Genomic DNA, 12,291 nt, shown 5'->3' with positions numbered 1-12,291 from the left:
GCCTTAAAAATCAACCAAAATGAAAAGACTAGCCTTCAAAATGAAGCTTTTCCCGGGAAAAGTAGAAGAATATAAAAAACGACATGATGAAATCTGGCCAGAGTTAGTGGATTTGTTGCATCAACATGGTATTTCTGATTATTCTATATTTTTAGATGAAGACAGTCTCTCGCTTTTTGGAGTTTTAAGAGTAGAAGATGAAGCCCAAATGGACGGACTTCCCAAAACGGAAATCATGAAAAAATGGTGGGCTTATATGGCTGACATTATGGAAACAAATCCAGATAATTCGCCAGTTAGCGTGAGTTTGAAGGATGTGTTTTATATGGCATAGTTTCACAAATAAGTAAAAATCTCATTTTGGTTTCAACTTATTTTGTCATATTATATGTTCATGCTGAAATGGTTTTAATTAAAAGAAAAATTTAAGACATATACTCGACTTCCCTCGAACTGACAAAGCTTGTCTCATCGAGCGTAGGCGAGATGCGTCATCTGAAATGTTCCAAATTTAATGAATAATGCGAGGCGTTTTTTTCGAGACCTTCTTTCACTTCTTCATTTGTTTTTTATAAGTCAAAAATTGAAGTGCTCGAAAAGATTTTATAGTTACAGCAAGCATTATTAAATTTTGATATTAAACTGAATGAAATTGAAATCAATAAGTCTAGAAATGCTCAGCATAAATCTTTAAATTTAAATTAATAAATAATCAAAATATCATTTTTGAAAAATGAAAATTACCTTTTTAATTACCACTTTATTCTTATCTCTAGCTTCATTCGCCCAACGAAATGTAACCAATGCCAACGACAGCAATACTCCTCTCCATTTGCTCCAGCCAGACTATCCTGTTCCTTATGGAATACCTAAAGTTGAGGACGTGAAAGCATCTTTAGATAGAGTTTACAACTATCTTAATGGTGTCACTCCAATGGCATTTGTGGATTCTAAAACGGGAGAAGAAATTACTGATTTGTCGAGAATATCAGGTACAACTGCTTTAAAAAAAGGTGACTATCGTTTGGTAAGCTATGAATGGGGTGTTACCTACGCAGCTATGTTGGCTGCCAGCAAAGCGACTGGCGAAGATAAGTACAAAAATTACTCCTTAGAAAGATTGAAATTCATAGCCAATGCTGCCCCATATTTCAAAAAAACATCTGAAGAACATGCCGATTGGGCTACCGCAGGTCCTTTGAGGGGACTGATTAGCCCAAAAGCATTGGACGATTGTGGAGCAATGTGTACGGCCATTTTAAAAACTAAAATGAGTGGCGAAACACTTGACGCTAAACTTTTGATTGATACGCATATAGATTATATCATGAAAAAAGAACACAGACTCAAAGACGGAACCCTCGCTCGTATGCGTCCACAAGCAGATGCACTTTGGCTGGATGATCTTTTTATGGGCGTGCCCGCCATTGCCAATATGGGAAAGTTTACGGGCGATAAAAAATATTATGACGAAGCAGTAAAACAGATTCAATTGTTTCATAATAAGATGTTTAACAAAGAAAAAGGTGTATATATGCATGGCTGGATACAGGGTATGAAAGAACATCCTCAGTTTCACTGGGCAAGGGCAAACGGGTGGGCGATTTTGACAAAAATAGAAGTTTTGGATGTGTTGCCAGAAAACCACCCAGGCCGTCCAATAGTATTGAAAATGTTGAATGACCACATAAGAGGCTTAGCAAAATACCAGTCTGGTTTTGGATTTTGGCATCAATTATTAGACAAAGAAGATTCATATTTGGAGACTTCAGCAACCGCCATTTATACGTATTGCATTGCTCATGCTATCAACAAGGGTTGGATAGACAAAATGGCCTATTCGCCAATGGCGATTTTAGGCTGGAATGCCATCTCAACCAAAATCAATGACAAAGGTCAAGTGGAAGGCACATGTGTAGGCACAGGCATGGGGTTTGACTCTGCTTTTTATTACCATCGCCCAGTCAGTCCATTTGCTGCTCATGGATACGGCCCAACTATATTAGCAGCATCAGAAATTCTCAATTTGCTGAATAACAACACTTTCGAAATTAATGATAGCTCAATTCAGTTGAAAAAGTAAATCAATTCTCCGAAATTGATTTTATTGTTTTAAAAAGAAAAAGCACAAAAAACATTATGTTAAATGTGCTTTTTTAAATCATTTCGTAATAGCATATCGTAAAGAAAGGCCAAAGTTTGGAAGGTAAAGGCCTGTATTGTTTACAAAGTTAAATTCTGGTTTCCAGTCTAGACTAATATTTAAAGGAATTTCGGTAAACGTATGCTCTAGGCCCAAAATCCCATCGGCTCCAACCTGAATGTAATTGTCATCATAGTATCTTTTATGGTAATTTGAAGCAACACCCATGTGACCTCCAAAGCCGTAATACCAACGCCACTGCCCTGTTGAAAATGCTTTCTCGTGCCATTCTGCTAATGCAGTCGCTTTTAAGCCATTTCCAAATCCGTTGAGTAATATTTCAGCACCAGGGCCTCTGCCTTTGTTGATTTTGAAAGTTAGACCAGCAGTTCTGTCAAATCTCGCACCGACAGCATATTTGTATTGTGCAGAAGCACTTATTGTGATGAATAAAAAGAATAGAACGAAATACTTCATATTATTGGTTTTTAATAAAAGTACGTCTATATAATCTGTTTAGTTTTTTTAGGTACTTAATTTTACCTTAAAATTTTTTTTGAAATTTTAAGCATAATTAGAACCAATTTGGCTCGATTCTGTCCAAATCGCTTGTATTCAAATATTTATTTTTGTGAAAGTATTAAAATGAGATTAAATTCTTAAATTCTTCATTTAAAGCCATGCCGTTTTCAAGATTCCATTTCTTTCTTTCCAAACCTTTTTCACCTGGCATTCTCACAGGATTTTTCTCATTTAAAGGTGTGCTCGCTAGACAAGCGTTTTTGAAAAACTGCATTTCTTTTAAAAAATAATTTTCTCCGGAAAACTTACTTGGATCTATAACTTGTACAAATACGGATGCTCCCCATCGCTCAGGATTGTCACTACGCCCATGGCCACCCAATGCACTCGTCATGGCTTCTACAATTATGCCCAATGCAAATCCTTTGTAGCCTAGGTCCATTCCACCAAGAGGCAAAACCGTAGAAGCTGGCTTCTCGAAAAATGTTTGTGGGTCATTTGTGGCAGTTCCGTCTGGTTTTAAAAGCCAATCGCCACCTAATTTTTCATTGTTTTTAGCGGCACGATTTACCACAGCATTCGCAGTTGTGGACATACTTACGTCAATCAAAATAGGCTCACTTTCAGTCGGAATTCCAAGTGCCAAAGGATTGGGAGAGTATACAGGAACTTTACCGCCAAAAGGAGCCACAGTAGCATTTCGTGGATCAGAACATGCAATTATTACCATTAAATTTTGTCTTGCCACCACTTCCAAAAAAGCTGCCAAACATGCAATGTGATGCGACTTTTGGATTACAACAGTGCCAATTCCTTCCTTTTTTGCAATTTCGGAAGCCTTTTCTATCGCTTTTTCGGTTAGCCAAGTGCCAGGCAAATATCTTCCGTCCCAAGTTTCAGTGGTGTTGGTGCTGTTCAATATCTCAAAACTTCCATCGGTTTCCATTTGACCTGATTCCAATTCATCCAAATATGGCTTAACCAAGGCCAAACCATGCGTGGTATGTCCCAAAAGTTCTCCTTCGGTAAGTATCCTTGCCAAAGATTCTGCCTTTTCAAAATCTAATCCTTTTGTTTCGAAAACCGTGGTCAGTTTCTGGATTAATTCTGGATATTTTATGCTTGTATTTTGCATTTGTTAAAAATTACAGTAAAACCAAAGGATATTCTTTGGCAATCAAATCAAAGTCTGAGTCATTTTGAACCAAATCACAATTAAAATGCATAGCATAATAAGCTATTAAGCAATCATTTGGTTTTCTAATGGTGATTCCTTTAATTCTTAGATTTTGGTAAATAAGTGCTGCATTTTCTGTTGCTAAGTATGGGTTGATTTCTAGTAGATTAAGTGCATTTAATAATTCAGATAGTCTATAGAACTGACTTTCGCTTTTGGTTCCTTGTAGTACTTCCTGGAAAATAGTTGGGCTTATATACACATCCTTGTCTTCTTCTAAAATAGACCGCAGCAGTTCACTTTTCTGATTTGAATTTCCTCTAATAAAATCTACCCAAATGGAGGTATCAAATAGGAGTTTTTTCATCTGTTCGCATTTGATTCAAGTCTCCTTCCCAAATATTGCTTCCCCAAAGTTTAGCCAATTCCTGCTTTTTTAATTTTTTAATTAAAGATTCAAGAGCGTAATTCACCATGTCTTTTTTGGTCCGCAATTTGGTTAAACTCATAGCTTCATTTACTAGTACATCATCAAGATCAATGTTGGTTCTCATATTCAAAATTGTTCATACACAAAAATAATATAATTAGTACACAAAAGAAATCATTTGGTTTTTATTCCCTTGACCCGACTTTGCTTTTTCCTAAAAACGATAAAAAAATATTCTTTTCCCAATACCCTAAACCGCAGGATGCTAAAACTGTTTTAGATTTCGTATTTTTGGAAATCAATAATATGCTTTGAATGAAAAATTTCTTAAGTCTAGTCTTACTATTAATGGTTTTTGGGGTAAAAGCTCAAAAAAACAAGTTTCCAGATGGATCCAAAATGTCTCCATGGTTTAGTGATTATACTAAAATCAAACTTGAAAATCTTGGTAAACAATATGTTATAACTGATTTTGGTGTAAAAAATGATAGTACAATTGTACAAACAGCTGCTTTACAAGCAGTAATTGAGAAAGCCGCTGAAAATGGTGGGGTAGTGGTAATTCCCGAAGGTGTTTTTCTATCAGGAGCTTTGTTTTTTAAACCTAAAACGCACCTTTATATTTCCGAAAATGCCAAATTGAAAGGTTCGGATAATATCAAAGATTACCCGATCATGCCTTCTAGAATGGAAGGTCAAAGTATTGATTATTTTCCTGCATTGGTTAATGCTTATGGCGTGGATGGCTTTACGATTTCGGGAAATGGTACGATAGATGGCAACGGTCTCAACTATTGGAAGGCGTTTTGGCAGAGGCGAAAAGAAAATCCAAATTGTACAAATCTGGAAGTTTCTAGGCCAAGGCTTTTGTTTGTTTGGAACAGCAACAATGTGCAGGTGCAAGACGTAAAACTGCATAATTCGGGTTTCTGGACCAGTCATTATTACAAATGCAACAATCTCAAAATTCTCAATCTGCATATTTACTCGCCACACGAACCCGTAAAAGCCCCAAGCACAGATGCAATAGACCTAGACGCTTGTACAAATGTGTTGATAAAAGACTGTTACATGGCCGTGAATGACGACGCCATAGCTCTCAAAGGCGGAAAAGGGCCATTTGCTGATACAGACCCTAACAACGGCGGCAATGCTAATATTTTGATAGATGACTGCGAATTTGGGTTTTGTCATGCGGCATTGACATGTGGCAGCGAAGCTATTCATAACCGAAATATAGTAATGAGAAACTGCAAAGTAAATGAAGCTATGCGTGTTCTTTGGCTCAAAATGAGACCAGATACACCTCAGAAATATGAATACATAAGTGTAGAAAACATTACAGGGAAGGCTCATAGCCTGATTTATGTAAAACCTTGGACACAGTTTTTTGACCTAAAAGGACGTAAAGACGTTCCTCTATCTTTCTCTGATAATATAAGCCTGAAAAACATAAAAATGAACTGCGATATTTTCTTTGATGTAGCCATCACCGAAAACGATAAACTCTCCAATTTCTCTTTTAAAAACCTAAACATAGAAACTCGAAATGCAAAATTGGATAAAAGTATTGTCAATGGTTTTTCTTTGAAAAATGTGGTTGTGAATGGGGAGAAGGTGAGGTGAAAAATTTAATTAATAGGGGAAATTAGCTGATTAAAGAATATGATACTTTGTTATAATTTAGCAATTTTATCATTTATGCTGCAATTAAGAGCTTTATTCACCGCAAAAAATGCACCAATTAATTTGTAAATGCGGTGAATAATATTAATATTTGTCGCAAATTATGCGGTGAATAGAAATGTTTATACATCAAAAATCGGAATGGCCTTCTTTTTATTGGGATGAGGCACTGCTATCTCAGCGGTTAGGAGAAGTGCGTCATTTGCAAGGTAAACTCTTAGGTAAAATGGAATCTTTGGGTTTTGAACTGCAAAACGAGGCTTTATTGGATACACTGACACTTGATGTTTTAAAATCTACAGAAATAGAAGGGGAATTTCTTAATCCTGAACAAGTACGCTCATCTATTGCTCGGCGGCTTGGAATGGAACTCGCTGGAGCGGTGCCATCAGACCGAAATGTGGACGGCATGGTAGATATGATGCTCGACGCTACCCAAAATTGTTTTGAACTACTTACTACAGACAGGCTTTTTGGATGGCATAGTGCTTTGTTTTCTTCGGGCCGAAGCGGTATGTATAAAATACTTGTGGGCAACTGGAGAGAAGATACAACTGGTCCAATGCAGGTAGTTTCAGGAGCCTTGGGCAGAGAAATTGTGCATTTTCAAGCACCTGGATCAGAGAAAATACCTGTAGAAATGGAGCGTTTCATGATTTGGTTTAACGCTAAAGCAGAAACAGATGAAGTGATAAAGTCAGCAATAGCACATTTGTGGTTTGTTACGATACACCCATTTGATGATGGCAACGGGCGTATAACGAGAGCATTAACAGATATGCTTTTGGCGAGGTCAGATCACAGCACGCAACGGTTCTACAGTATGTCAGCACAGATAAGGCTCGAAAGGAAATCCTATTACGATATATTGGAAAAGACACAAAGGGGTGATTTGGATATTACAGATTGGTTGATTTGGTTTTTAGACTGTTTATTGAAATCGCTCAAATCGACAGCTTTTGTTTTGGCTAAGGTACTTGAGAAAGCAAGTTTTTGGCAAAAACACAGAGCAACTAGTCTAAACGATCGTCAAAGGTCAATGCTCAATAAGCTTTTTGACGGATTTGAAGGTAAACTTAATACCTCAAAATGGGCAAAAATAACGAAAACCTCAACGGATACAGCATTGAGAGATATTCAAGATTTGGTGAATAAAGACATTCTGAAAAAGGAAGAGGCAGGAGGTAGAAGTACGAATTATGAGTTGATTTTGTGAGTTTTAATTTTTCGAAAATTGTACTTGAAAATTTTGAAGTTCTAAGTTTAAAAGATATTTTTATTTGAGAATAAGTTAAAAGGAAAATCACCAATGAAAAAAATCACAAAAAGAGAAGTAGTAGCATTCGTATTCGGAATTATGGCAGTATTTGTTTTAGATATAATTGTAAACTGGGATGACTCAGTGAAGGCATTTAATGAAGGTTACGATTCTGTAAGAATTCAAACCAATAAATAAATTGTATTGAAAACTAAAATAAGTTTTAATTGTCTTTCCATAAATAAGCTAAATGTGAAGAAATTTGCGATGTTTTTTGTTGTTTTAGCCTTTTTCTCCTTCACCCTAAAACCCAAACCTACCCTCTATCTCATAGGAGACAGCACTGTAAAAGCTGGCCAAGGAAAAGGTGAAAATGATATGTGGGGTTGGGGAAGTGTAATCGGGGAAAAGTTTGATTCGACTAAAATCAATATTGAAAATCATGCAATTGGCGGGCGAAGCAGCCGCACTTTTCTTTCAGAAGGTCGGTGGGAGCCAATTTTGAATAAAATGCAAAAAGGAGATTTTTTGATAATCCAGTTTGGACATAATGATGACTGGGCTATTAACGATACCATCAGAGCGAGAGGAAGTATTAAAGGTATAGGTTTGGATTCTGTGGAAATAGACAATTTGATAACCAAAAAGCACGAAGTAGTGCATAGCTTTGGATGGTACATTAGCAAGTATATTAATGAAGCTAAAGCCAAAGGAGTTGATGTTTTTGTTTGTTCGCAAGTGCCTTTCAATAAGTTTGAAGACGGCAAAGTGAAGCGACAAGAAGAGTATTATCCAAAATGGGCTAGACAAGTAGCTGAAAACAACAAAGCGAATTTTATAGACCTTCACGAAATGTCGGCAAAAGTATATGATACTTTGGGCTATGACGAAGTAAAATCCAAATTTTTTACACCAAAAGATAATGTACATACCAATAGGGCAGGAGCTCAGCTTAACGCTGAAAATGTAACTTTGGGAATTAGAAATACAAAGAAATCCAGATTGAAAAAGTATTTGAAGTAAGAAATCAAATTCATATAACAAATATAAAAAATCAGTAAAAATCCGTGTTCCGAAGGACCAGTGCCACCTGTGTGCCATTACAAAAGCATACATATATCACAAAATCTCATTATTTTTGATAAAACAATCAAATTTGAAATCAACTATCGTATATGGAATTTCTATGGCAGTTTTGCTATTTCTTTTGAAATGGCTGGAAGTTAAGTATTTGATAATGGACAACTTATTTGAATTATATGCAGGAATAATTGCTATCGTTTTCATGGTTTTAGGAGCTTGGTTTATGTACAGTTTGCAGCAGAAAAAACAAGAAATAGCGGAAAAAAAACAAATAATTCAAAATACCGAAATTGGCCTTAGTCAAAGAGAATTAGATGTTTTAGAATTGATGTCACAGGGATATTCGAACCAACAAATAGCAGACAAACTATTTCTTTCCATTCACACTATAAAAACCCATAGCTCCAATCTTTTCTTAAAATTAGACGTAAAAAATCGAACCCAAGCCCTACTAAAAGCAAAAGAATTAGAGATTTTTTGATAATTTCATACTAAAGTATGAGCGAATTGCATCTAAATATTTTGAATATTGCCTAAAATTTAAACAAAAAAATATGAAACAAATTATTCTTAAAAACGGAATCATTGCAGGTTTGGCTATTTCTGTTTTCATGGTATGCTCTATGGCCTATGTTTATAATTCAGAGCATGGAGAAGGCAGTATGCTCATAGGTTATGCTTCAATGTTGGCTGCCTTTTCATTTATTTTTATTGGCATCAAAAAATACAGAGATGCTGAATCTGATGGTAAAATTACTTTTTTTACGGCAATTAAAATCGGCATTGCAATAAGTGCTATTGCAAGTCTAATGTATGTGATAGCTTGGGGAATAGAATATCATTTTTTTATGCCAGATTTTTTGGATAAATATATTGCTTCTTCTATTGAAAAACTTCAAAAGTCAAACTTAAGTACAACAGAACTTGAATCGAAAATAAAAGAAATAGAAAATAGTAAGGGGCTATATGATAATATTTTCTCTTTTTCTCTTGTAACCTTTGCTGAGATATTTCCAGTGGGTTTATTGGTTACAATTGTAAGTTCTTTTATCCTTAAGAAAAAATAAGTCGTTTTACAAAAGTACAATTATTTGATTTAAATATCACATTCACAAAAATGCTAGTTCTAAGTGAATGTATGGAATACCTATCTGAAATTTTAAGCGTTTATTTAAAAGAAAAAAAGCATAAAAAAAACCTCCCAATTCAGGAGGTTTTCAATATTTTAAAACTTTAACGTAGCTGGTAAGTATTTCGCAACCAGATCTCTGTAATAAGGCATTAGCTCTTTTACATTTGGAGGCGTTGGGAGTTTTGAATACAAATCATAAGGATTGAATTTGTCCACCCATTTAAACATCTCGTGGTCATGCTCATTCATCAAGTGATCGTATGCATGCTCGCGGTGTTGTGAATAAAACGAATGATAACGCAACATATACAAACCTTCTTCTGGCAAATAATCTTTCATAATCTGATAAATGTATTCATCATGTCCCCAAGACATTTGCACTTTGTCTAAGCCACAATTTGGCTCGTAAATACCATATTTCGTATTGTATCTAGGGTCTGAAGAGTCAGGATTCTCTGCAAAAAATTCAGAATAAACGATCTTGTCGGAATGTTTACAACCAGTAGGGAAGGTGTCGCCCACCACAGCCCATTGTGGCTCACCAAACAGGCAAAGCACTTTGCCTAAGTCGTGTAAAAAACCAGTCAAAACAAACCAATCAGGATGACCATCTTGACGAATCGCCTCGGAAGTCTGCATTAAATGCTGCAACTGATCCATGCTGGTATCAGGGTCAGAATCGTCGATAAGTGTGTTCAAGAAATCTACTGCATCCCAAACGGCCATCTCCCTTTTGTCAAACTTAAGGAAATTCTCTTGCTTGGCTTTCGCAAACTCGTAGGTTTGGAAAATATGATTGAGTCTGTAAAATTCCTTTACGGTATCCTGACGTTCAGAATCCACATAATTTCTATACTCCTCTTTCGATTTTTCGAAAGGCTCAGGGTAACGCTCTAAAACATCATCTTCCCACTCTTCTATCGAAGCCAATGGGTTTATTTCTTTTTCTGAAAAATTATTTTCCATTTTGTAAATGATTGAATTTGTGACAAATATATCAATTTAACAAATCATAATGTATTTAGTGTTTCCAATATTTTTAATATAATTTTAACATCGTCAAAAAAGTATTATTTTTCATTAATTTATGCTTAAAAAATAATTGCATAATTTGTTTGTTAAATGGTAAAATTCTATTTTTGTTCTAAATACTTTAATCAAATAAACCTATGGGAAAACCTATACCTCAAGAGGCATATGTCTCTAAAAAGTCCTATTTTAAACCTCATCTAAAAAAGTTAGGCTCCATTAAAAAAATAACCTTGAAAACAGGGTCAACATCTGATTTTGGAGGAAATAAATATACTCCTTGATTTTATTTTTTAAAATAAATTTAACTTAAAAAGTGATGAAAAAATATAGAATTATTGTTTTTTGTTTACTCGTAAACGTAATTTCAAAGGCTCAAGATCCTTATATTGGAGTTGGTTCTGGTCAAGGTATAGGTCAATATGCTTACATTGAAAAAAATGCTGTCAGTTTTGCAAATTTATATCGAAATACTTATAACAACGTAGAATATTTAGCTGCGAGATTTTGGGTAGATGCTGGTAGTGGCGTGGAGTGGATATATTATACAAATTATGATAGCAACAATTGGCAATGTGGGGGAAATAATGATATTTATAAATCTACTCAAAATTTTGATCCAAGTAATTTTGGTTCTCAATGGATAGCTGGTGCAAATGTTTATGTTTCCGTCAGATCCGGCTATTGTGGAGGTGCTACTGGTGGCCCATTTAATGAGAGGCATTTTCAGATTTTCGATTTTGAGGTAAAAAATGATATTCCATCCGGTTCTGTTTTTGATGCCGATGGTAATTGTTCGCAAACTACCACAAAAGGGAATAATATTGTAGGAAGTTTTACAATTGATATAGGTTCTTTATCTAGTAAAACATTAGAACGTTTATTTTTTTCCAATTCAGGATCTTTTTCCGAAGGGGTACAAATACCAAATAATGGATTTAAATTATTTTTTGAACCTAGCACAGGTTCTGAAACGTTTGATGGGTCAGAATCAAGTGTACAATTGTATGGAGATTGGGGAGGAAATTCTACCTCAAATAACGAATATGGTGCCGACAATATGAACATTCCACTATCTGGTATTACTAGATTTTATGTAGTTTTATGTGATATCGTTAATGGTTCAGTAAATCCTTTGAGTATTGGGTCTTTTCCTGATGCAGTAAATTTAAATATTTTAAACGATGGACTTAGTTTAGGACCAAGCCTTGATGCCAAAACATTAGCCAGAATTAACCAAACATCTTTAAATTTAAATAGTCCGTTCCCCGTAAAACTTCTAAATTTCAAAGCAAATTCTGAAAATCAATTAGCTCATCTAAGTTGGGAAACAACAGAAGAAACTAACAATGAGAGTTTTGAAATACAAAGAAGTGCAAATGCTATCGATTTCGTTACAATAGGGCAATTAAAAGGTAATGGCACTACAAATGTCGAAAAAAGCTATAAGTTTACTGATATTTCACCTATAAATGGCCAGAATTATTACCGATTAAAACAAAATGACAAAGATGGGAAATTTGAATTTTCTAAAATTATTTCTCTAAAAATCAATACCTTAAATGAAAGGCAAGTTATTGTTTTTCCAAATCCAAGTAATAATGGTTTTAGAGTTAATAATCTAGCATTTGGAGCTAGTGTTTCAATTATGAATGTGCTTGGTAAAAAAGTTTTGGAAACTATTGCGGTGAAAGAATTTATGGAATTTAAAAGCGAAGATTTTGATTCTGGGACATATTTTTTAAATGTCAAATTTCCGGATGGAAAGCAGGAAACAAGAAAGTTAATCATTGAAAAATGAGAATTAATTAATAATATTCCTTAAACTTTT

General features: G+C 34.9%; 14 protein-coding genes. 9 read left to right on the top strand and 5 right to left on the bottom strand.

Annotated elements, in window-relative coordinates:
• The first annotated feature begins 19 nt into the window (after nucleotides 1-19).
• Nucleotides 20-334, top strand: a complete 315-nt coding sequence (rhaM, locus tag EGI22_RS19990; RefSeq protein WP_255070223.1) for an L-rhamnose mutarotase — start codon at nucleotides 20-22, stop codon at nucleotides 332-334.
• 399 nt (nucleotides 335-733) lie between these two features.
• Nucleotides 734-2,083, top strand: coding sequence for a glycoside hydrolase family 105 protein (locus EGI22_RS19985; RefSeq protein WP_255070222.1), 1,350 nt, complete (start codon nucleotides 734-736; stop codon nucleotides 2,081-2,083).
• Nucleotides 2,084-2,161: 78 nt separating this feature from the next.
• On the opposite strand, the gene EGI22_RS19980 is transcribed toward EGI22_RS19985, so the two are convergent.
• From EGI22_RS19980 to EGI22_RS19965, 4 genes are all read right to left on the bottom strand, one after another.
• Nucleotides 2,162-2,620 (bottom strand): hypothetical protein, encoded by a 459-nt coding sequence (locus EGI22_RS19980; RefSeq protein WP_255070221.1) that lies wholly within the window; start codon nucleotides 2,618-2,620, stop codon nucleotides 2,162-2,164.
• Nucleotides 2,621-2,783: 163 nt separating this feature from the next.
• Entirely contained in the window at nucleotides 2,784-3,800 is a 1,017-nt protein-coding gene (locus EGI22_RS19975) for an Ldh family oxidoreductase (RefSeq protein ID WP_255070220.1), read from the bottom strand.
• Between the two features lie 10 nt (nucleotides 3,801-3,810).
• Nucleotides 3,811-4,209 carry a PIN domain-containing protein gene (locus tag EGI22_RS19970; RefSeq protein ID WP_255070219.1) on the bottom strand — a complete coding sequence of 133 codons (399 nt, stop codon included), beginning with the start codon at nucleotides 4,207-4,209 and terminating at the stop codon, nucleotides 3,811-3,813.
• A complete protein-coding gene (locus tag EGI22_RS19965) occupies nucleotides 4,190-4,396 on the bottom strand; it encodes a type II toxin-antitoxin system VapB family antitoxin (protein ID WP_255070218.1) in 207 nt (68 codons plus the stop codon). The genes EGI22_RS19970 and EGI22_RS19965 overlap by 20 nt, the downstream gene beginning before the upstream one ends.
• Nucleotides 4,397-4,620: 224 nt before the next feature.
• On the opposite strand from EGI22_RS19965, the gene EGI22_RS19960 reads away from it, so the two are divergent.
• From EGI22_RS19960 to EGI22_RS19935, 6 genes are all read left to right on the top strand, one after another.
• Nucleotides 4,621-5,898: a glycoside hydrolase family 28 protein gene (locus EGI22_RS19960; RefSeq protein WP_255070240.1), complete on the top strand. Its 1,278-nt coding sequence runs from the start codon at nucleotides 4,621-4,623 to the stop codon at nucleotides 5,896-5,898.
• Nucleotides 5,899-6,076: 178 nt separating this feature from the next.
• Nucleotides 6,077-7,174: a Fic family protein gene (locus EGI22_RS19955; protein ID WP_255070217.1), complete on the top strand. Its 1,098-nt coding sequence runs from the start codon at nucleotides 6,077-6,079 to the stop codon at nucleotides 7,172-7,174.
• Between the two features lie 93 nt (nucleotides 7,175-7,267).
• On the top strand, nucleotides 7,268-7,414 hold the full coding sequence (locus EGI22_RS19950) for a hypothetical protein (protein ID WP_255070216.1): 147 nt from the start codon (nucleotides 7,268-7,270) through the stop codon (nucleotides 7,412-7,414).
• Between the two features lie 54 nt (nucleotides 7,415-7,468).
• The gene (locus EGI22_RS19945; protein WP_255070215.1) at nucleotides 7,469-8,239 is read left to right on the top strand and encodes a rhamnogalacturonan acetylesterase; all 771 of its coding nucleotides are present in this window, start codon (nucleotides 7,469-7,471) and stop codon (nucleotides 8,237-8,239) included.
• Nucleotides 8,240-8,372: 133 nt separating this feature from the next.
• Entirely contained in the window at nucleotides 8,373-8,780 is a 408-nt protein-coding gene (locus tag EGI22_RS19940; RefSeq protein WP_255070214.1) for a response regulator transcription factor, read from the top strand.
• A 73-nt stretch (nucleotides 8,781-8,853) separates the two neighbouring features.
• On the top strand, nucleotides 8,854-9,366 hold the full coding sequence (locus tag EGI22_RS19935; protein ID WP_255070213.1) for a DUF4199 domain-containing protein: 513 nt from the start codon (nucleotides 8,854-8,856) through the stop codon (nucleotides 9,364-9,366).
• A gap of 158 nt (nucleotides 9,367-9,524) precedes the next feature.
• On the opposite strand, the gene EGI22_RS19930 is transcribed toward EGI22_RS19935, so the two are convergent.
• A complete protein-coding gene (locus EGI22_RS19930; protein ID WP_255070212.1) occupies nucleotides 9,525-10,397 on the bottom strand; it encodes an inositol oxygenase in 873 nt (290 codons plus the stop codon).
• A gap of 382 nt (nucleotides 10,398-10,779) precedes the next feature.
• On the opposite strand from EGI22_RS19930, the gene EGI22_RS19925 reads away from it, so the two are divergent.
• Nucleotides 10,780-12,261 carry a T9SS type A sorting domain-containing protein gene (locus EGI22_RS19925; protein ID WP_255070211.1) on the top strand — a complete coding sequence of 494 codons (1,482 nt, stop codon included), beginning with the start codon at nucleotides 10,780-10,782 and terminating at the stop codon, nucleotides 12,259-12,261.
• The last annotated feature ends 30 nt before the right edge of the window (nucleotides 12,262-12,291 follow it).

The sequence above is a fragment of the Lacihabitans sp. LS3-19 genome (assembly GCF_024343575.1).
Lineage (GTDB): Bacteria > Bacteroidota > Bacteroidia > Cytophagales > Spirosomataceae > Leadbetterella.
This window is presented reverse-complemented; position numbering and strand designations above follow the sequence as displayed.